At 66.1% G+C, this 20,602-nt stretch carries 19 protein-coding genes; 4 read left to right on the top strand and 15 right to left on the bottom strand.

Annotation, left to right across the window (positions count from 1 at the left end):
• Positions 1-167: 167 nt before the first annotated feature.
• Entirely contained in the window at positions 168-1,016 is an 849-nt protein-coding gene (locus LJF27_RS04710; RefSeq protein ID WP_023117136.1) for a M23 family metallopeptidase, read from the top strand.
• 85 nt (positions 1,017-1,101) lie between these two features.
• The gene (locus LJF27_RS04705; RefSeq protein ID WP_003092748.1) at positions 1,102-1,497 is read left to right on the top strand and encodes a DUF4345 domain-containing protein; all 396 of its coding nucleotides are present in this window, start codon (positions 1,102-1,104) and stop codon (positions 1,495-1,497) included.
• Positions 1,498-1,514: 17 nt separating this feature from the next.
• Here the strand turns inward: LJF27_RS04705 and LJF27_RS04700 are convergent, their stop codons facing one another.
• The 3 genes from LJF27_RS04700 to LJF27_RS04690 form a co-directional block, all read right to left on the bottom strand.
• On the bottom strand, positions 1,515-2,930 hold the full coding sequence (locus LJF27_RS04700; protein WP_003105378.1) for a PepSY-associated TM helix domain-containing protein: 1,416 nt from the start codon (positions 2,928-2,930) through the stop codon (positions 1,515-1,517).
• Positions 2,931-2,994: 64 nt separating this feature from the next.
• Positions 2,995-5,166, bottom strand: a complete 2,172-nt coding sequence (locus LJF27_RS04695; RefSeq protein WP_003122105.1) for a TonB-dependent copper receptor — start codon at positions 5,164-5,166, stop codon at positions 2,995-2,997.
• Between the two features lie 120 nt (positions 5,167-5,286).
• On the bottom strand, positions 5,287-5,748 hold the full coding sequence (locus LJF27_RS04690) for a DUF2946 domain-containing protein (protein ID WP_023117137.1): 462 nt from the start codon (positions 5,746-5,748) through the stop codon (positions 5,287-5,289).
• A 479-nt stretch (positions 5,749-6,227) separates the two neighbouring features.
• On the opposite strand from LJF27_RS04690, the gene leuA reads away from it, so the two are divergent.
• Positions 6,228-7,898 carry a 2-isopropylmalate synthase gene (gene leuA / locus LJF27_RS04685; RefSeq protein ID WP_003092766.1) on the top strand — a complete coding sequence of 557 codons (1,671 nt, stop codon included), beginning with the start codon at positions 6,228-6,230 and terminating at the stop codon, positions 7,896-7,898.
• A 69-nt stretch (positions 7,899-7,967) separates the two neighbouring features.
• Here leuA and LJF27_RS04680 read toward each other — a convergent pair whose 3' ends face one another.
• Together LJF27_RS04680 and LJF27_RS04675 are read right to left on the bottom strand one after the other, a co-directional pair.
• A complete protein-coding gene (locus tag LJF27_RS04680) occupies positions 7,968-8,300 on the bottom strand; it encodes a DUF5629 family protein (protein WP_003092770.1) in 333 nt (110 codons plus the stop codon).
• Between the two features lie 53 nt (positions 8,301-8,353).
• Complete coding sequence (locus LJF27_RS04675; RefSeq protein ID WP_003107363.1) at positions 8,354-8,809, bottom strand: hypothetical protein; 456 nt, start codon at positions 8,807-8,809, stop codon at positions 8,354-8,356.
• Between the two features lie 180 nt (positions 8,810-8,989).
• Here LJF27_RS04675 and LJF27_RS04670 point away from each other — a divergent pair, with 180 nt between their 5' ends.
• On the top strand, positions 8,990-9,940 hold the full coding sequence (locus LJF27_RS04670; RefSeq protein ID WP_003107361.1) for an aldo/keto reductase: 951 nt from the start codon (positions 8,990-8,992) through the stop codon (positions 9,938-9,940).
• 87 nt (positions 9,941-10,027) lie between these two features.
• Here LJF27_RS04670 and LJF27_RS04665 read toward each other — a convergent pair whose 3' ends face one another.
• The 10 genes from LJF27_RS04665 to pilF form a co-directional block, all read right to left on the bottom strand.
• Positions 10,028-10,615, bottom strand: a complete 588-nt coding sequence (locus LJF27_RS04665; RefSeq protein WP_003113804.1) for a YidB family protein — start codon at positions 10,613-10,615, stop codon at positions 10,028-10,030.
• A gap of 133 nt (positions 10,616-10,748) precedes the next feature.
• Positions 10,749-11,543 carry an amidohydrolase gene (locus LJF27_RS04660; RefSeq protein ID WP_003106646.1) on the bottom strand — a complete coding sequence of 265 codons (795 nt, stop codon included), beginning with the start codon at positions 11,541-11,543 and terminating at the stop codon, positions 10,749-10,751.
• Positions 11,531-12,679 (bottom strand): pyridoxal phosphate-dependent aminotransferase, encoded by a 1,149-nt coding sequence (locus LJF27_RS04655; protein ID WP_003119292.1) that lies wholly within the window; start codon positions 12,677-12,679, stop codon positions 11,531-11,533. The genes LJF27_RS04660 and LJF27_RS04655 overlap by 13 nt, the downstream gene beginning before the upstream one ends.
• A gap of 307 nt (positions 12,680-12,986) precedes the next feature.
• Positions 12,987-14,468, bottom strand: a complete 1,482-nt coding sequence (gene der / locus LJF27_RS04650) for a ribosome biogenesis GTPase Der (protein ID WP_023117138.1) — start codon at positions 14,466-14,468, stop codon at positions 12,987-12,989.
• Between the two features lie 77 nt (positions 14,469-14,545).
• Entirely contained in the window at positions 14,546-15,688 is a 1,143-nt protein-coding gene (bamB, locus tag LJF27_RS04645) for an outer membrane protein assembly factor BamB (protein ID WP_003092789.1), read from the bottom strand.
• A gap of 1 nt (position 15,689) precedes the next feature.
• Positions 15,690-16,334: a YfgM family protein gene (locus LJF27_RS04640; RefSeq protein WP_003106650.1), complete on the bottom strand. Its 645-nt coding sequence runs from the start codon at positions 16,332-16,334 to the stop codon at positions 15,690-15,692.
• 26 nt (positions 16,335-16,360) lie between these two features.
• A complete protein-coding gene (gene hisS, locus LJF27_RS04635) occupies positions 16,361-17,650 on the bottom strand; it encodes a histidine--tRNA ligase (protein ID WP_003092797.1) in 1,290 nt (429 codons plus the stop codon).
• An 18-nt stretch (positions 17,651-17,668) separates the two neighbouring features.
• The gene (gene ispG, locus LJF27_RS04630) at positions 17,669-18,784 is read right to left on the bottom strand and encodes a flavodoxin-dependent (E)-4-hydroxy-3-methylbut-2-enyl-diphosphate synthase (RefSeq protein ID WP_003092800.1); all 1,116 of its coding nucleotides are present in this window, start codon (positions 18,782-18,784) and stop codon (positions 17,669-17,671) included.
• Entirely contained in the window at positions 18,781-19,830 is a 1,050-nt protein-coding gene (locus LJF27_RS04625; protein WP_017002205.1) for a RodZ domain-containing protein, read from the bottom strand. The genes ispG and LJF27_RS04625 overlap by 4 nt, the downstream gene beginning before the upstream one ends.
• Entirely contained in the window at positions 19,827-20,585 is a 759-nt protein-coding gene (gene pilF / locus LJF27_RS04620; RefSeq protein WP_003092804.1) for a type 4a pilus biogenesis protein PilF, read from the bottom strand. Before pilF ends, LJF27_RS04625 begins: the two co-directional genes overlap by 4 nt.
• Positions 20,586-20,602: the final 17 nt, after the last annotated feature.

Here is a 20,602-nt window from a genome sequence, read left to right as displayed (position 1 = left end):
GGTTCTCCGGAGAATGGGCCCTTTATGCCTGAGCGCGGGGCAAAAGTAAAAACGCCAGGCGCGACAGAGTGCCGCAGGTGAAAACGTTTGCAACCCTTGCGGGCTTTCCCCCGCCGCGCTCTTCCGCCAGCATAGACGGCTTTGACGCCCGACGAGTCGAGAAGCCGATGCCCCGCACCCTAGCCTTCGTTTCCACGCTGTTGCTCGCCGCTTTCTGCGCCCTGCCCGCCCAAGCCGACAGCTTCATCATGCGCCTGCTGAACAAGCCGGTGCCCGGCGGGGTGGCGGTGGTCGACCTCGGCGAGGAAGGCCCGCCGCCGCGGGCCTTCTACCAGGGCAAGCCGGTGCTGGTGGTGCGCGAGGAAGGCCGCCGCTGGATCGCCGTGGTCGGCATCCCGCTGAGCACCAAGCCCGGCCCGCAGAAGCTGGAAGTGCGGGCGGCGACCGGCAACCACGAGGAACGCTTCAGCGTCGGCAGCAAGCACTACCGCGAGCAGCGCATCACCCTGAAGAACAAGCGCCAGGTCAATCCGCTGCCGGAAGACCTCAAGCGCATCGAGCGCGAACTCGCCGAGCAGACCACCGCCTACCGCCGCTTCAGTCCCGGCCTGCCCAGCAACCTGATGCTCGACAAGCCGGTCGACGGTCCGCTCTCCAGCCCCTTCGGCCTGCGCCGCTTCTTCAACGGCGAAGAGCGCAACCCGCATTCCGGTCTAGACTTCGCGGTACCGGCCGGTACGCCGATCAAGGCGCCGGCGGCCGGCAAGGTGATCCTCATCGGCGACTACTTCTTCAATGGCAAGACGGTGTTCGTCGACCATGGCCAGGGCTTCATCAGCATGTTCTGCCACCTGTCGAAGATCGACGTGAAGCTCGGCCAGCAGGTGCCGCGCGGCGGCGTACTCGGCAAGGTCGGCGCCACCGGCAGGGCCACCGGACCGCACATGCACTGGAACGTCAGCCTGAACGACGCGCGAGTCGACCCGGCAATCTTCATCGGTGCCTTCCAGCCCTGAGAAGTGAGCAACGCGGCACCGGCTGAGGTCAGAAGGAACAGGGGGCGCGTCGATGCGCCCCTTTCATGACCAAGGGAGACACCGCATGACTCACCCGCTTCGCCTGCTCTGGCTGTGCTCGGCACTGTTCGTGGTCCTCGGCCTGGGCTTCGTCTTCTTCCCCGGCCCGCTCGCCTCCCTGCTCACCAGCGGCGAACCGCTCACCCCCGCCGCCCTCACCGACCTGCGCGCCAGCTACGGCGGCACCAGCTTCGGCATCGGCCTGCTGCTCGGCTATGCCGCCCTGCGCCCCCGCTACCTGGTGCTCGGCCTGCTCGCCGCCCTGGCGGTGATCGCCAGCGGCGGCGCGGCGCGTCTCTACGGTGTGCTGATCGACGCCTCGCCGGCGCTAACCACCTTCCTCTGGCTCGGCGCCGAGGCGCTGCTCTGCGTGCTGTTGCTGGCGGCACTCTGGAAGACCCGCCAGCTCGACCTCGACTGAGCGCCGGGCAGCAGGTCTCAAGCCAGGACCCGGCGAACCGCCGGCAGCCGCGACAGCACCAGCCAGTCCAGCGCCCAGACCAGCAGGAGCGAGGCCCCCACCAACGGGAAGGCCACGCCCAGCGCCAGCATGATGGCGATGCCGCTCTTCCAGCGCGGCAGCTCGTGGCGCAGCGGCGGCACGCCAAGGCGTCCGGCCGGCTTGCGCTTCCACCAGATCCACAGGCCGCTCGCCGAGCTGAGCAGGATCGCCAGGCAGACCGCGAGCATCAGCAACTGGTTGCCGAGGCCGAAGAGCTTGCCTTCGTGCAGCACGACGCCCATCTGCACGCTCCTCGCCACCGCGTTGTAGTCCTGCCAACGCACGTCGGCGAGAACCTTGCCGCTGTACTGGTCGATGTGCAGGGTGGCGTCGTGGCGCGGATCGTCGGGGAACACGGAAATCGTGTAGACCCCCTCCATCCCGCTCGGCAGGGCGATCCCGTAGCCCGCCGCCACGCCGCGCTCGCGGGCGATATCCACCACCCTTTGCAGAGGGATGCCCGCCGGCATCGGCATGTCCATCGGCATCGCGTGCCCGGCCTGGGCGGAATGCCCGCGATGCTCGGCATGGGCGTCGGCCGCCGGCGGCTGCGAGCGCGGCAGCGGAGTGTTCTCCAGCGGCCAGGGCACCTGCTGGCGCGACGCGCTGTTGAGGCTACCGGCCTGCATGTCGGAGGTCGGCACATCGTTCCACATCGCCGCCGGGAAGCGGTTCCAGACATCGGCGAACTGCTTGCCCCAGTAGCCGGTCCAGGTCATCCCGCTGAGCAGCATGAACAGCAACAGCAGGCTGCCCCAGAAACCGGCGAGCACATGTAGCTCGCGCCACAGCGGTCGTCCGCGCAGGTGCAGGCGCGGCCAGAACAGCGCGCTCGCCGCCCGCCCGCGCGGCCACCACAGATAGAGACCGGAGACCACCAGGACGATGCCCCAGCCGGCGGCCAGCTCGATCAGCCGGTCGCCGACGGTCCCGACCATCAGCTCGCCATGCAGTGCCCGGGCCACCGCCTGGAGATTCAGCTGCGCATCCTGGCGGCCGAGTTCGCGCCCGCTGTAGGGATCGACGAAGAGGTTCCATTGCCTGCCCTCTTCGCCAATCACGAATTGCGCGCTGCGCCCCGCCTCGCTCGGCGGCAGGTACTGGCTGACGGCGGCCTGCGGGTGCGCCTGGCGCACCCCGGCGAGCAACTGGTCGGCGCTGCGCATCTGCGCACCGGCCTCGACCCGCAGCAGTTGCGGATAGAGCAGCGCATCCAGTTGCGGCTTGAACAGGTAGACGATTCCGGTCAGCGCCAGCAGGATCATGAAGGGCGCGACGAACAGGCCAGCGTAGAAATGCCAGCGCCAGGCCAGCGCGTAGAAGTCACGGCCGTTCTTTTCGTTCGATTGCATGGATCACCTCATCGGAGCGCACACAGGCAAGGCGGGCCCCGCTGGACGGGGCCTCGTTGAAGGTTCAGAAGCTGAAGTCGACCTTGGTCCAGAAGGTCCGGCCCGGCTCGGGAACCGTTTCGTTGGCGGAGAAACCGAAGCCGGCGTCGCCGGCCTTGTTCAGGTGCTCGGTGTAATCCTTGTCGAACAGGTTATCGACACCGGCGCTCAGCTTGACGTTGCGAGTCACCCGGTAGGCGCCGTTGAGCGAGAAGACGCCGAAGCCGGCGCTCTTGTCGAAGTCCTTGCCGACCACGTTGCCCTGGTCCCTGGCGATGCGATTCTGCGGCGCGACCACCCGCCACAGGCTGCCGGCACTCCAGTCGCCTTCCTCGTAGGTCAGGCCGAAGCGCGCTTCCAGCGGCGGGATCTGCGGCAGCGCGCGGTCGTCGGAGCTGTTCTTGCCCCAGGCATAGGCCAGGCTGGCGTCGGTCTTCCAGTTGCCGGTGAGCTGGTAGGAAGCGCCCAGCTCGCCGCCCATGATCCGCGCGTCGACGTTGGTCGCCTGGGTCGAGGAACCCATCATGCCCTCGCGATAGCTGAACAGGATGAAGTCCTGGACCACCCCGACGTAGCCGGAGGCCCAGGCCTGCAGCTTGTCGCCGTTGTACTGGAGGCCGAAGTCGAGCTGGGTGGTCTTTTCCGGCTTGATCTTGTCGAAGGCGTTGACCGACCCGTTCGGCCCGCGCTTGGGCGAGAACAGCTCCCAGTAGTCGGGGAAGCGCTCGGCATGGCCGAGGCCGGCGTAGAGGGTGGTCGGCGAGTCGGCGAGGTCGTGCTCGTAGCGCACGAAGCCGCTGGGCAGGGTATCGGCGCGGGTGTCGTTGGCCGTCGGGTTGGCCATGGCGTGGCCCATGTGCCCGGACTTCAGGGTCTGCCGGTAGTCCTTGACCGAGGCGCGGTCCAGGCGCAACCCGCCGATCAGCCGGTCGCGCTCGGCGGCGAACCAGGTCAGTTCGCCGAAGGCCCCGTAGTTGTGGAACACCGCGTCCTTGTTCCAGGGGAACTGGTCGGCGTCGGTGTAGTAGTCGGTCATCATGTCGTACTTGGAGCCGCGCGCGCGGTGCTCGTTGCGCATGGCGTCGACCCCGGTGACCAGCTTGAAGTCGTCCCAGCGCCAGGTGGCCGCCAGGCGACCGCCGAGGGTGCGTCGGTCCACCTGGGACGCCATCGGCATGGGCATCATGCTGGATGGGTCGGGAGTGCGCAGGCGGAAGTTGTCCATGATGTGGTCGGCGTAGTTGTAGTAGACCTGTGCCTCGACCTTCTCCAGCACATCGCTGACGTTCGATTTGACGAAGCGCAGGCCCAGGCTCTCGCGCTTGAACTGCGAGCCGTCCATGCCGCGCCCGGCGTAGCGTGCCTCGCCGTCGCCCTTGCCGGCGGTGAGTTCGATCAGGGTGTCCTCGTCGGGGGTCCAGCCGACCGCGACGTCGCCGTTCCACTTCTTCCAGCGCGACGGCACGGTATTCCCGGCGCCGTCCTCGTAATCGTCGGACTGCGCGTGGTTGCCGGTGAAGCGCAGGTAGCCGAGCCGGTTGCCGGCGGCGGCGTCCAGCACCTTGTCGAAGCGGCCATTGGAGCCGGCCAGCAGGCTGGCGTTGACCCGCGAGCCGAGTTCGCCGAAGCGCTCCGGCTCACGCTCGAAGAGGATCGTCCCGGCCGACGCGCCCGGCCCCCAGAGCACCGTCTGCGGGCCCTTGATCACGGTGAGCTTGTCGTAGGTTTCCGGCGAGATGTAGGAGGTCGGCGCGTCCATCCGGTTCGGACAGGCACCGAGCATCATGCCGCCGTTGGTGAGGATGTTCAGGCGCGAACCGAACATCCCGCGCAGCACCGGGTCGCCGTTGCTGCCGCCGTTGCGGATCACCGCGAAGCCGGGAATGGTCTTCAGGTAGTCGGCCCCATCGCTGGCCGGCACCGGTTGGCGCGGCTCCTTGGGATTGGTGACGATGGTCAGCGGCGAACTCTGGGCGACTCCGGTGACCACGCTCGGCGCCAGCTCCACGGCGTGATCCTGGTGCTGTGAGTGTTCCTCGGCCAGGAGCGCCGACGGAGACAGGGCCAGGCCGCACAGTGCGGCGAAGGCTCCCGCCCAGCGGCGGCGTTGTGCGAGACGGGCAGGGTCGAAGCTGAAAGCGGCGGTCGGGCAGGCGTTGCCGGCCGCTCGTTGTTGAGTAGACATACGTTTTTCCATGATCTATGTGACTTCCGCCCCGCCCCCACGGCGAGCAGGCACCCGGCCAGGCTCGCGTCACCGGCGCGGCGAAGACGCGCCGGTGCCCCCAGGAAGCGGCGGCTATCGGATTGAAAGAGGTCAGGCGATCAGGAACGGCGGCGCACGGGTACGGGCGCCGGGAAACACCGGCGAGGCGACGAACGCCTCGTTCAGGAAAGCGACGGCGGGCGCCGTCGCGAAGGGAACGGAGAACAGCGCCAGGCAGGCGTCTTCGGTGAGCGGCGGGCTGTGGAACAACAGGCTGCAATAACCGCACTTCTCCCAGAGCACGTCGCTGGCCAGGCGATTGCCTTCCTCGCCGCCCATCCCCGGCATGCCGGCATGGACGACGGAGCGCTGGGCATCGGAACAGCCGGCATGGGCCATGTCGCCATGGTCCATGCTCTCGTGGGACATGCCTTCGTGGCCCATCCCCACGCCCATCGGCATCGGGTGGTCCATCGGCATCGACTGGGAGATCAGCGGCCCGACGAAGATCATCAGCATGGCGAACAGAGCCAGCCATGCACCGATGCCTTGTCGTTTCAGAGTGGTCGCCACCTGCGACTCCCGCCGTCTTGAATGAAGACCACCGCGTAGCGGGCCGGATGGCCGCTCGCGCCGGGTCATGCCGAAAAGAAGAATGCGCCTGTCGTTATACGCCCCAGGCACAGGGAACGAAATGATCGCACAAGGGCGGCTGCCTCTTCTGCGGCATGGGGCCGCAGAATTTTCCGTTGCGGAGAGCGTGCCGGCGGCGCAATCGAGGACAAGCTTTCGCCGCAGAGAAAGAATAAAAACCCACAAAAGCCGCACAAATGGGAAATTCTACTAATTTTCCTTTAATGCTTGCCATTCAAATGCAGTCTCACTAGTGTGGTACGCATGAAAACACCACACACCCTCATCCTGCTCCGCCAACACGCCTGCCTGTGCCTGGTCAGCCCGCGACTGCGTGGCTGAGCGACGCTTCTCTTCATCTCGTCACTGCGTTCGCCTGGCCCCGCCGGCCCAGGAACCGACTCCAAAGGATTAGCCCCATGAGCATGTTGAAAGACCCTTCGCAGAAATACCGCCCATTCCCGGCCATCAATCTGCCCGACCGCACCTGGCCGTCGAAGACCATCACCGAGGTGCCGATCTGGTGCAGTTCCGACCTGCGCGACGGCAACCAGTCGCTGATCGAACCGATGGACGCGGCGAAGAAGATGCGATTCTTCAAGACCCTGGTGCAGGTCGGCCTGAAGCAGATCGAAGTGGCCTTCCCGTCGGCTTCCGATACCGACTTCAACTTCGTCCGCGAGTTGATCGAAGGCAACCACATCCCGGACGACGTCACCATCCAGGTGCTGACCCAGGCCCGCGAAGACCTGATCACCCGCACCTTCGAATCCCTGCGCGGGGCGAAGAAGGCCATCGTCCACGTCTACAACGCCACCGCCCCGTCGTTCCGCCGCATCGTCTTCAACCAGGACAAGCAGGGCGTCGTGGACATCGCCACCAACGCCGCGAAACTGATCAAGAAGCTGGCCGCCGAGCAACCGGATACCCAGTGGTCGTTCCAGTACTCGCCGGAAATCTTCAGCTCTACCGAGCTGGAGTTCTCGGTGGAGGTCTGCAACGCGGTGATCGACGTCTGGCAACCGACCCCGGACAACAAGATCATCCTCAACCTGCCGGCCACCGTGGAGTGCGCCACGCCGAACGTCTACGCCGACCAGATCGAATGGTTCGGCCGCCACGTCGACAAGCGTGACAGCGTGATCATCAGCCTGCACACCCACAACGACCGTGGCACCGGCGTGGCCGCCACCGAGCTGGGCCTGATGGCCGGCGCCGACCGCGTCGAAGGTTGCCTGTTCGGCAACGGCGAGCGCACCGGCAACGTCGACCTGGTGACCCTGGCCTTGAACATGTACACCCAGGGCCTGCATCCGCAACTGGACTTCTCCGACATCGACGCGGTGCGCAAGGTGGTCGAAGAATGCAACCAGTTGCCGGTCCACCCGCGCCATCCATATGTCGGCGACCTGGTCCATACCGCTTTCTCCGGCTCGCACCAGGATGCCATTCGCAAGGGCTTCGCCCAGCAGAAGGAAGACGCGATCTGGGAAGTGCCGTACCTGCCGATCGATCCGGCCGACATCGGCCGCGACTACGAAGCGGTGATCCGGGTCAACAGCCAGTCCGGCAAGGGCGGCATCACCTTCCTGCTCGAACAGGAGTACGGCATCAGCCTGCCGCGGCGCATGCAGATCGAGTTCAGCCAGGTAGTGCAAGGCGAGACCGACCGTCTCGGCCTGGAAATGACCGCACAACAGATCTACTCGCTGCTGGAAAACGAATACCTCAAGGCGACCTCGCCCTACGTCCTCGCCAGCCATCGCCTGCAGGAAGAGAACGGCACCAGCGCCGTCGACCTGGAAGTCTCCTTCGACGGCGAGAAGCAGCACTGGCGCGGGATCGGCAAGGGACCGCTGGAAGCCTTGGTGGCCGCCCTGCCGGTCAAGGCGGAAATCATGGACTACCATGAGCACGCCATCGGCGCCGGCGCCAATGCCAAGGCCGCGGCCTATATCGAGATCCGCCTGGAGGGCCAGCGCCCGCTGCACGGCATCGGCATCGACGAGAACATTACCACCGCCAGCTTCCGCGCCCTGTTCAGCGCGCTGAACCGCGCGGTGACCCAGGCCGAGGCCAAGGCGGCCTGACCGGCACGGAAGGGAAAAAGGGAGCCAGGCGGCTCCCTTTTTTCATGGGCATCTTTCAGCTGAGTCGCTTCACTCATCCTCGCCGCTGGCGCTGACCGCTCCCAGGCAACGGAGCTGGTACGCCCCCTCCCCTGTGGTCAGGCGCCAGGACTCGCCATCGGCCTGGGGCTCGGCTTCCATCACCGCGTTGTAGGAAAAACGCCACTCGCGACGGGTGCGTCCATCCAGGCTTTCCACCGCCAGCACCCAGTCTTCGCTGGCGAACGGCTGGTCGGCTTCCGCCGCCAGGTCCGCCTGGTCCAGCAGGTTCTCGTTGAGTTCGAAGCGCCAGGCGTGCAGACCGTCGATCTCGAGCATGTCGGCGGTTTCCAGTTCATCGAGCAGGTAGCGTTGTGTAGTCATGGCCAGTCATCGCGGATAAAGAACTCATGATAAGGCAAAGCGCGGGCTGCCCCTCACACCACCAGCATCACCACCGGGATCGCTACCGACAGGACCACCAACATGAACAGCAGGCCGATCCCCGCCGCCCGCCAGTTGGAAATGAACGCTCCGCCCGCTGCCTTGTGGCTGTCCAGGGCCGGACCGAAGGCTGATTTGGCGTAGTAGACCATGCCGAATATCTGCGCCACCGTGAAGCCGATCGAGGGGATGTTCTCCGGCAGTATCGCGCCCAGAACTGGCAGCAGGACAAACAGGCAGAGGCCGACCAGCCAGGTTTTCCCGACTTCCTGCGCCCGTCCCAGGCGACGGAGATTCACCGCCGCGAGGAAGGCACCGGCCAGGGGCGTGCCGATGAAGGTACCCAGACCGATCGCGGAAAGCCTGTACAGCGGCTCGCCATGGGTGGCGTCAGGCTCGTCCAGGCGGGCCTCCGGTGGGCGGAACGGATTCTCGGTGTCGCTGTTCATGCGTGTGCTCCCTGCGGATATTTACTGAAGCTTTACCAGGGCCGGCATTGGAAAATCCCGGCAACCGGCAGAGTCTATAGGACGCTGCGCGCCGGCTGAACATTCCGCGCCCGCCGGGAGTCACAGCAAGACGTGCGAACGAAAGCGCCCACACAGGACCGCACTCAGGAGGGATGACGCATGACCACACGCAAACTCGGCAACTCCGGCCTGGAGATACCGGCACTGGTATTCGGCGGCAACGTCTTCGGCTGGACTGCCGACGAAAGCACCTCCTTCAGGCTGCTGGACGCCCTGCTCGACGCCGGCCTGAACTGCATCGACACCGCCGACGTCTATTCGCGCTGGGTTCCCGGGCACCAGGGCGGCGAGTCGGAAACCCTCATCGGCAAGTGGCTGAAACGCACCGGCAAACGCGACCGCATGGTGATCGCCAGCAAGGTCGGGATGGACATGGGCAATGGCCACAAAGGCCTCTCCGCCGCCTATATCGAGCAGGCCCTGGAGCGCTCGCTACGACGCCTGCAGACCGACTACCTGGACCTCTACCAGTCGCACACCGACGATCCCCACACCGACCTGGAGGAAACCCTTTCCACCTATGGCGAACTGATCAAGAAAGGCAAGGTACGGGTCATCGGCGCCTCCAACTACGACGCCCGGCGCCTCCTCGAAGCGCGCCAGGTCAGCGCCCGGCTTAACCTGCCGAGCTACCAGAGCCTGCAACCCGAATACAACCTGTACGATCGTGCCGACTACGAGACCAACCTGGAGCCGACGGTGGAAGAACTCGGTATCGGGGTGATCAGCTACTACTCGCTGGCCAGCGGCTTCCTCAGCGGCAAGTACCGCAACCAGGCCGACACCGCCGGGCGAGCCCGGGGAGAGAAGGTGAAGGGTTATCTCAACGAGCGCGGCGTGGCCATCCTCGCGGCGCTCGACGAAGTGGCCGAGCAGTACAACGCCAACCCGACCCAGGTCGCCCTGGCCTGGCTCATCGCTCGTCCGACGGTGACCGCGCCGATCGCCAGCGCCACCAGCCTGGAACAGCTCGACGACCTGATCGCCGCCACCCACCTGAAGCTCGACGAACAGGCGATCCACCGCCTGGACAGCGCCAGCGCCTATTGACCGACCTGCCGTCGAGGGCGGCCTCGCCCCGTTGAGTGGAGCGGATAACCGTATCGCGGCTATCCGCTCCGCATCGACGGGAAAGCCTTAGCTGAAGCGCGCCAGCAGCGAACCGATGTCCAGGTCGCCCTGCGGCGCCTGGCCGTCCGGCGTCAGCTTGTTGACCAGTTCCGGCAGCAGGCTGCTCAGGTGTTCGGCCGCCTCGCCCTGGCTGACTCCGGCGGAGTCCGCCAGTTGCTGCAATTGACCGTCGCCGAAGACCCGGGAAATGTCCGCCGCCGACACCGACTGGTTCGGCCCACCGCCGATCCAGGAATTCAGGGCATCGCCCAGGCCTGCGTTCTGGAGCATCTGGAACAACCCGCCGAGTCCGCCCAGTGAGCCGGCCTCCACGCCCGGCGCCGCCTGCCCGGCACCGCCCGCGGCGCCACCGAGCAGATCGCCGAGGACGCCACCCAGCCCGCCGCTCGCGGCCCCGCCGCCGGCACCACCAAGGATGCTGCCCAGCGAACCGAGCAGACCACCGCCATCGCCACCGCCCTGTGCCGCACCGCCCTGGCGCGACATCAGCATGGTCACCAGCCCGATCAACAGGGCCACTTTCGGATCGCGAGCACCTCCCTGTCCTTCAGAGCCACCCAGCGCCGAACCGAGAATCGAATCGAGCAGTCCCATTGGTCTTCCTCCTGATCTGATGCCCACGGCGCGGCGCCGCGGGATACGGGTAACTCCATTCCCGGCACTGCGCCATCATGCGCAGCGCCGGGTCATGGCCTCGGACATCGACCGGAAGCGGACGTTCCGGCACTCAAGGATGGATTTCGAAGCGATCCGCGTCCATGTAGGCCGGGAAACGCTGGCGATAGGCCGCCAGTGCCGCCGCGTCCAGCCGGACGCGGAACACGCCGTCGGCGTCCGCCGCGTTGAACAGGCTGTCGCCCTGGAAGTCCAGGACCTGGCTATCCCCAGCGTAGCGCAAGGCGTTGCCGTCTTCGCCGATACGGTTCACCGCCACCACGTAGCAAAGGTTCTCGATCGCCCGCGCCGGCAGCAGGCGGTTCCAGTGCTGTCGACGAGGCGCGGGCCAGTTGGCGGTGTAGAGCAACAGGTCGGTGTCGTGCGGGTCGCGGCTCCACACCGGGAAACGCAGGTCGTAGCAGATCAGCGGGCGCACCCGCCAGCCCTTGAGTTCGAACAGTTCCTGGCGTTCGCCGGGACTGTAGTGCTCGTGTTCGCCGGCCATGCGGAACAGATGGCGCTTGTCGTAGTGCAGCATCTCGCCGTCCGGACGCGCCCAGAGCAGGCGGTTGCGATGGCTGCCGTCGGCGAGCTGGACGATCAGGCTGCCGGTGACCACCGCGCCAAGGCGCCGGGCCTGCTCCAGCAGCCAGGCATGGGTCGGCCCCAGTTCGGGCTCGGCCTGCTCGGCCGAAGCCATGCTGAAACCCGTGGTGAACATCTCCGGGAGGACCACCAGGTCGGCACCGGCGGCGCTCTCCAGCAGGGCGGCGAAATGCTCGCGGTTGGCCTGGGCGTCGTGCCAGACCAGGGAGGATTGGACCAGGGCGATGTCCAGGTCCGGCAGAACCGTCAGATCGCGCATAGCTTTTCCGCTGCCTGACGCAGCGTCTCCTCGCGTTTGGCGTAACAGAACCGGACCAGCCGCATGGCGTCCGGAGCCTTTTCATAAAACACCGAAACCGGGATCGCCGCCACTCCGTGTTCGCGGGTCAGCCACTCGGCCATGGCCACGTCGTCCAGGTCCGGACGGATGGCCGAATAGTCCACGCACTGGAAGTAGGTGCCCGGCGCACGGGTAAAACGGAAGCGAGAGTCCAGCAGCAGGTCGCAGAACAGGTCGCGCTTGGCCTGGTAGAAGCCGGGCAATTGCCGCAAGTGCTCCGGATGGCCGGCCATGTAGTCCGCCAATGCCCATTGCAGCGGCGTGACGCCACAGAAGTTGACGTACTGGTGAACCTTGCGCAGCTCCGCGCTGAGCGCCGGCGGCGCGACCACGTAGCCGGTCTTCCAGCCGGTGACGTGGTAGGTCTTGCCGAACGAACTGACCACGAAGGAACGCGGATACAACTCGTCGTGGGACAGCACGCTGGTATGGGCGACACCATCGAACACCAGGTGCTCGTAGACCTCGTCGCTGATCAGATAGATATCCCGGTCGCGGATCAGCGCGGCCAGGCGGTCCAGTTCCTCGCGGCTGATCAGCGCGCCGCTGGGGTTGTGCGGGGTATTGATGATGACCAGCCGGGTACGCGGCCCGATGGCCTCGGCCATGCGCTGCCAGTCGATGGAGAAGTCCGGCAGCACCAGCGGCACGTGCACGCAACGCCCGCCGGCGAGTTGCACGGAGGGTTCGTAGCTGTCGTAGGACGGGTCGAGTACCACCACTTCGTCGCCCGGATGGACCAGCGCCTGGATCGCGCTGAAGATCGCCTCGGTCGCCCCCGGCGTGATGGTCACCTCGCTGTCGGCGCTCACCCGGCGTCCATAGAACTGCTCGATCTTCTTCGCCACCTGCTCGCGCAGGGCCGGCAAGCCGGTCATCGGCGCGTACTGGTTGTGCCCGGCGGCGATATGCCTGCCTACCGCCTCGCGCAACTCCGGCGGGCCGTCGAAATCGGGAAAGCCCTGGGAGAGGTTGATCGCGCCACACTCGGCGGCCAGTTGCGACATGCGGGTGAAGATGGTGGTGCCGACATTCGGCAGCTTGCTCTGAATCATCGGGACTTCCTGCAGAGACTCGCCGGACGACAGCCCGGCCAGACGGGTGGCAGGGCAGGATAGCCGATCCGGGAGCGACGCTGCAGGGGCACGCCTTAGAAAAAACCGTGACCGCTTCAGGTCAGAGGGGAATATGCGCCAGGCGATGGCGCAGGACGAATAACCACCTCGCGATCATTCGTCGCCACGACAGGGAATCGGCGGTCAACGCCGGCGGCCTGGTTCGTCCCGCGGGCTACAGCCGCGGCCAATGAAAAAGGCCCGACAGGGATACCTGCCGGGCCTTTCGACGAAGGAAACACCACCCTCAGCGGCGCTTGTCCTTCTTCTTCTTCTCGGCTTTCTTGTGGTGCGACATCAGCCGGCGCTTCTTGTTGACCTGGCGCGCGGTGAGCGAGTTCTTCTTGCCCTCGTAGGGGTTCTCGCCGCCCTTGTACTCGATGCGGATCGGCGTACCGACCAGCTTCAATACCCGCCGGTAGGTCTTCTCCAGGTAGCGGGTATAGGCCTTCGGCACCGCGTCCACCTGGTTGCCGTGGATCACGATCAGCGGCGGATTGGCGCCGCCCAGGTGGGCGTAGCGCAGCTTGATCCGGCGACCGTTGACCATCGGCGGCTGGTGCACCTGCACGGCGTCCTCGAGGATGCTGGTCAGGCGGCTGGTCGGCCAGCGGGTCACCGCCGAACGGAAGGACTCCTGGACCGACTTGTAGAGATGGCCGACGCCGGTGCCATGCAGGGCCGAAATGAAATGGATGTCGGCGAAGTCGACGAACAGCAGGCGCCGCTCCAGTTCGGTCTTCACGTAGTCACGCTCGGCCACCTCCATGCCATCCCATTTGTTCAGGGCGATGACCAGGGCACGGCCGGTCTCGAGGACGAAGCCGAGCAGGTTGAGGTCGTGCTCGACCACCCCTTCGCGGGCGTCCATGACGAAGATCACCACGTTGGCGTCCTGGATCGCCTGGAGGGTCTTCACCACCGAGAACTTTTCCACCGCCTCGAAGATCTTGCCGCGACGCCGCACGCCAGCGGTGTCGATCAGGGTGTACTTCTCCTCGTTGCGCTCGAACGGGATGTAGATGCTGTCGCGGGTGGTGCCGGCCTGGTCGTAGACGATCACCCGCTCTTCGCCGAGCATGCGGTTGACCAGGGTCGACTTGCCCACGTTGGGCCGGCCGATGATGGCAATCTTGATCCCGTCCTTCTCGCTGGGACCGGGAATCCGGGTCGGTTCCTCGCCTTCGGCGACCTCTTCGCTCGCCGGCTCGCCCTCGCCCTCTTCCTCCGCGTTGTCCTTGGGGAAGATCCCCAGGGCTTCCTGCAGCATATGGTTGATGCCGCGACCGTGGGCGGCGGCGATCGGCAGCGCATCGCCCAGGCCCAGCGGGCTGAACTCGGCGCGAGCGAGATCGGGATCGATGGTGTCGACCTTGTTGGCGATCAGGAAGCTGCGCTTGTTCCGCTTGCGCAGGTGCTCGGCGATCATCTGGTCGGCGGCGGTCATGCCGGCGCGCGAATCGACCAGGAACAGGACGGCATCCGCCTCCTCGATGGCCTGCAACGATTGCTCGGCCATTTTCGCATCAATGCCTTCCTCATCGCCGGAGATGCCTCCGGTATCGATGACGATATAGGTGCGGCCCTGCCAGCGCGCCTCGCCGTACTGGCGATCGCGAGTCAGGCCTGCGTACTCCGCCACGATGGCGTCGCGCGACTTGGTCAGGCGGTTGAACAGAGTGGACTTGCCGACGTTCGGGCGACCCACCAGGGCAATAACGGGAACCATGCGGCTCTCCACGAGAATTCAGAAAACACAAAGGCCGCTGACGTCGGACGGCAGCGGCCGGACACTTGAAACCCAGTCTAGCGGATGGTGTAGGCGACGAGCTTGCCACCGTTGCCGAACACGTACATCCAGCTCCCGACCACCAGCGGACGAACCCGCACGCCATCGCTGTCGACCCGCTCGCGACCGACGAAGCGACCGTCCACCTGGCTCAGCAGATGCACGTAGCCTTCCAGGTCGCCGACCACCACGTTGCTGGAGAACACCGCCGGAGCCGACAGTTGGCGACGCGCCAGGGCGTCGTTGTTCCACAGCGAAGAGGCACCGCGCGAGTCCAGGCCTTCCACCGAACCGCTGGCCTGGCTGACGTAGATATTGCCGAAGCCTTCGGCGACGCCGACGTAGCTCGACGCTTCGCGCTGCCAGAGCAGGCGGCCGCTGTTCACGTCCAGCGCCGCGGCACGGCCCTGGTAGCTGACCACGTAGAGGGTGTCGCCGGACAGCAGGAGGCCGCCGTCGATGTCCACCACGCGATCCAGTTCGGAACGCCCCTGGGGAATCGCTACCCGCTGCTCCCAGATCGGCAGGCCGCGCTGTACGTCGACCGCCACCACCTTGCCGCTGGCCAGGCCGGCCAGGGCCATGTTGCCGGCGATCAGCGGCGCGCCGGTGCCGCGCAGGGTCAGCACCGGCACGGTGCTTTCGTAGATCCAGCGCTGGTCGCCGCTGGCCGCATCGAGGCCGATCAGCTTGTCGTCCTGGGTCTGCACCACCACCACGTCGCCGTTGGTGGCCGGCGCCGACAGCACTTCGCTGTTGACTCGCTTGGTCCACTTCTTCTTGCCGGTGGCTTCGTCGAGGGCGATCACGTCACCGCGCAGGGTACCCACCAGCACCAGGCCGTAGCCAACGCCGACACCGCCGGAAACCGGACGTTCCAGGTCCTTCTTCCAGAGCACGTCGCCGGTCTCGCGCTGGATCGCCATCACCCGCCCTTCGGCGGACGCGGCGTAGATGGTGGAACCATCGACGGCCGGTTCGAGCAGGTTGTACAGGTCACCCTGGCCATCACCGACCGAGCGGCTCCACTGCTTGCTCAACACGACTTCCTCTTTGAAGTCGGTCAGTTCGGCGGGCGGGAGTTCCTTCTTGCTGTTGCTGCTGCAACCCACGACCGCCAGGGCCAGGGCGAGCAGCGCCGCGTGTTTCCATTGCACCATCTCAGGCCTCTCCCTTGGACAGGTCGTCGAGCTTGATCTGCAGGGCATCGCCGGCACCGTCTTCGGGCAGCGACTGCTTGGCTTTCTCGTAGGCCGCGCGCGCCTCGTCGGTGCGCTTGAGCTGCACCAGCAGGTCGCCCCTGAGCTCCTCGCGGGTCGAGACGTAGGCCTTGTCGGCATCGCCATCGAGCAGCTTCAGGCCTTCCTCGACCTTGCCCTGGGCCGCCAGGACCCGGGCCAGGCGCTGCCGCGCCAGTTCGCCGAGGGTGGCGTCGGCCGGCTTGTCCATGACCGCCTTCAGCTCGGCAACGGCGTCATCCAGCTTGCCGCTGTCGACCGCGACCTTGGCCACGAACAGGCTGCCGTACTGGGCATAATGGGTGCCGCCGAACTCGCTCTTCAGCTTGCCAGCCAGCTCCGCCACCTTCGCCGGATCCGGCTGGCCGGCCGGATTCAGCGCGGTTTCGATCAGTTGCTGGTAGACGATCGAGGCGCCCTGCGCCTGGTTGGTCTGGTACTTCTGCCAGGCCTGCCAGCCGAATACCACTGCCAGCGCGAGGATGCCGCCGGTGACCAGGGGCTTGCCGTTGCGCTGCCACCAGTCCTTGATCTGCGCCAGGTCTTCGTCTTCGGTACGCGATGTCACCCCAATCACTCCTATTCTTTATGTTCTCAAGCCTGTGCCAGACAGGCTGCCAGGTGCTCGGGCAGAGCATCCCAGGCAATGCTTTGTTGCTCGCCCTCGTCACGCAGGGGCTTGAAACCTACCACGCGATTGGCCACCTCGTCCTCCCCGAGGATCAGGGCAAAGCGCGCGCCGCTCTTGTCGGCCTTCTTGAACTGGCTCTTGAAGCTACCGGCGCCGGCATTGACCAGCAGGCGTATGCCGGGAATGGCGCTGCGCAACTGTTCGGCCAGGGTCAGGGCGGCCAGCTCGGCCGGTTCGCCGAAGGCGCAGACGTAGAGGTCGGCCGGACGGTTCAGTTCGGCGGGGATCACCCCCAAGGTTTCCAGCAGCAGCACCAGGCGTTCCACGCCCATGGCGAAACCGACGCCCGGGGTCGGCTTGCCGCCGAACTGGCTGACCAGCCCGTCGTAGCGGCCACCGCCGCAAACGGTGCCCTGGGCGCCAAGCTTGTCGGTGACCCATTCGAAAGCCGTGCGGCAGTAATAGTCCAGGCCGCGCACCAGCTTCTGGTTGATTTCGTAGCGCAGTCCGACAGCATCCAGGCGGGCCTTGAGACCCTCGAAGTGGGCGATCGATTCTTCGTCGAGATAGTCGTGCAGGGTCGGCGCGCCAACCAGCAACGCCTGGGTGCTCTCCACCTTGCTGTCGAGGATTCGCAGCGGATTGGTGGTCATGCGCCGCTGGCTGTCTTCGTCGAGTTGCTCGAAGCGCTCCTGCAGATAGGCCACCAGGGCCTCGCGATAGCGTGCGCGGGCCTCGCTGGAGCCGAGGGTGTTGAGCTGCAGGGTCACCGCGTCGGCCATGCCGAGCTTCTGCCACAGGCGCCAGGTGAGGATGATCAACTCGGCGTCGATGTCCGGACCGGGCAGGTTGAAGACTTCCACGCCGATCTGGTGGAACTGCCGGTAGCGACCTTTCTGCGGTTTCTCGTAACGGAACATCGGCCCGGTGTACCAGAGCTTCTGCACCTGGCCACCGCCGCTCAGGCCGTGCTCCAGCACGGCGCGCACGCAACCGGCGGTACCTTCCGGACGCATGGTCAGGGATTCGCCGTTGCGGTCGAGGAAGGTGTACATCTCCTTGTCGACCACATCGGTGCCTTCGCCGATGCCGCGGGCGAAGAGTTCGGTGAACTCGAGGATGGGCAGGCGGATCTCGCTGTAGCCGTAGCCGTCCAGCAGGCCGGCGAAGGTGCGTTCCAGATAGCGCCAGGCCGGAGTCTGCTCCGGCAGGATGTCGTTCATGCCACGAATGGCTTGCAGGGACTTGCTCACGTAGGGTCCTTAAACGGGTCAGCCGCGGGCGATCAGGCTCGCATCGGCCTCGGCCTTCTCGGCCGCCTTCTGGCGGATCAGCCGTTCCAGCTCGTCCACCAGGTTGTCGTTGGTCAGTTTCTGCGACGGCTTGCCGTCGATATACACCAGGTTCGGAGTGCCGCCGGTGAGGCCGACATGGGCCTCCTTGGCTTCGCCCGGACCGTTGACGACGCAACCGATCACGGCCACGTCCATCGGCACCAGCAGGTCCTCCAGGCGCCCTTCCAGCTCGTTCATGGTCTTCACCACGTCGAAGTTCTGCCGCGAACAGCTCGGGCAGGCGATGAAGTTGATGCCACGGGAGCGCAGGTGCAGGGACTTGAGGATGTCGAAACCGACCTTGATCTCCTCGACCGGATCGGCAGCCAGGGAAATCCGGATGGTGTCGCCGATTCCCTCGGCCAGGAGCATGCCCAGCCCCACCGCCGACTTCACCGTGCCGGAGCGCAGGCCGCCGGCCTCGGTGATGCCCAGGTGCAGGGGCTGCTCGATCTGCCTGGCCAGCAGGCGATAGGCGGCGACGGCCATGAAGACGTCGGAGGCCTTGACGCTGACCTTGAAGTTCTGGAAGTCCAGCTTGTCGAGATGATCGACGTGGCGCATGGCCGATTCGAGCAGGGCTTCCGGGGTCGGTTCGCCGTATTTCTTCTGCAGGTCCTTTTCCAGCGAGCCGGCATTGACGCCGATACGGATCGGGATGTTGCGCTCGCGCGCGGCATCGACCACGGCCTTGACCCGGTCCTCGCGACCGATGTTGCCCGGATTGATGCGCAGGCAGTCCACTCCCAGCTCGGCGACGCGCAGGGCGATGCGATAGTCGAAGTGGATGTCGGCGACCAGCGGCACGTTGACCTGCTGCTTGATCTTGCCGAATGCCTCGGCGGCGTCCATGTCGGGGACGGAAACCCGCACGATGTCCGCGCCGGCATCTTCCAGGCGGCGGATCTGCGCGACGGTGGCAGCGACGTCGCAGGTCTCGGTGTTGGTCATGCTCTGCACGGCGATCGGCGCATCGCCGCCCACCGGGACGTTGCCGACCCAGATTTTCCGAGACTTGCGGCGAATGATCGGAGAAGCGCTATGAATGCTCATTGTCCTACCTTCAGACGGGCCGTTTCGCCGCGGACGAAGGGGGTCACGTCCACCGGCTGGCCGTTGTAGCTGACCTGGGCGCCGCGAGCGAAACCGAGGCGCAGCTCCAGCGGGGCCTTGCCGGCCAATTCCAGGCTGTCGCCCTTGCGCTTCAGCGCGCTGACCAGGACCTTGCCGTTGGCGTCGGTGACCTGGGTCCAGCAATCGGCGACGAACTGTACCTTGACCACCCCCTGGCCCTCGCCGGCCACCACGGGCGCGGCGGCAGGTTCGCTCGGCGCTGGCGGGGCGGCCGGACTGGCCGTCGCTGGAACGGCTGGAGCAGTACCGGGAGCGGGAGCGGGAGCCGTGCCGGCAGGCGCGGCGGTAACGGGCTGCTGGGGTGCGGCGGGGGTGCCCTGGGCCGGAGCGGCGAGAACCTGCGCGCCCTCGCTCGCCACCGGCGGCGCTCCCTCAGCCTGGGCAGCGACTTCCGGAGAAACCTCGGCGGGCGCTTGCTCGCCTTCCTTCTGCGCTTCGATCACCGCCTGGTCTTCAGGCTCGTCCAGGGTATGGATCTCGGTGGTGCCGTCGGCGCTTTCCACTTCGACATGCTCAAGGCTCAGACCGGCGGTTTCCGGCGTGCGCGCGGAATGCTCCTGCCACCAGAAGTAGCCGAAGCCGATCAGCAGGGCGAGCAGTAACAGACTGACGATACGCAGCACGTTGCGCGACAGGCGCACCGGCTCGGCGACCCGTCCCAAGCTCTGTACGGTGCTGCCGCTGGCATTGGTGCCGGTGAAATGGTCGAAGCTGTTGACCAGCTCGGCCTGGTCGAGGCCCATGAGCTTGGCGTAGGCGCGGATGTAGCCGCGCGAGAAGGTGTGTCCCGGCAGCTTGTCGAACGCGCCGTTTTCCAGCTGACGCAGCGAATTCTCGGTCAGGTTCAGTTGCCCGGCCACCTGCGACAGCGACAGGCCCTTCTGCTCGCGCGCCTGGCGCAGGGTTTCCCCGGGGTTCTGACGGGAAGCGGTGGCTACGACTTCGGGCTGCGGCGCTTTCATCATTTTTCCGCCTGGAATTCCTGATATTCGGGAGAGCCTGGGTACAGGCGTTTCAACTGCAGGCCATAGCTGGCGGCCGTGTCGCGGTCTTCGAAGACCTTCGCGAGACGAATGCCCAGCAACAGACTGCGGGCGTTCTGCCCGCCGCCCTGGGCAAAGAGATCATAGTACTGGCGAGCCGGCACGTACTCGCGCTCCTTGTAGAGCAGGTCGGCCATCTCCAGCGCGACGCTGGGCTGGTTACGGTTCAGACGCAGGGATTTCTCGAAGTACTCCTTGGCCTGGGCCGGTTTCTTCATTTGCAGCGAAACCAGGCCGAGGTTCTCGAAGACCCGCGAGCGCTCGGGATAGAGGGTGTCCTGGCTGGCCTCCAGGAGACGCTGGTAGGCCTCCTCGTAGCGCTTCTGCTCGTAGAGGAAACCGCCGTAGTTGTTCAGTACCCGGGCATTGCGGCTATCGCTGGCGAGCGCCTTGCGGTACTCCTCGTCGGCCAGCTTGGGCTCCATCTCGGTCTGGAACACCACCGCCAGCGCGGCGTGCGCGTCGGCGCTGGAAGGGTCGATCTCGAGGGCCTTGCGCAGCGGCACCTTGGCCTGCTCGGTGTTCCCCCGCTGGAGATAGCCGAGGCCAAGCTGGATATAGGCGTCGCGCGCCTCGTCACGGCCCTTGTCGGTTTTCAGGGGATTCTGATCTCCGCTCGTCACGCAGCCTGTCAGCCCAACTGCCAACAGGAACACCAGCGCGGCGCGTACAGTCATCGGAACCCTCCTCTCAC

The organism is Pseudomonas sp. 203-8 (assembly GCF_020708595.1).
Lineage (GTDB): Bacteria > Pseudomonadota > Gammaproteobacteria > Pseudomonadales > Pseudomonadaceae > Pseudomonas > Pseudomonas aeruginosa.
The sequence above is the reverse complement of the archived record's forward strand: the minus strand, read 5'-3'. Positions and strand labels throughout refer to the sequence as shown.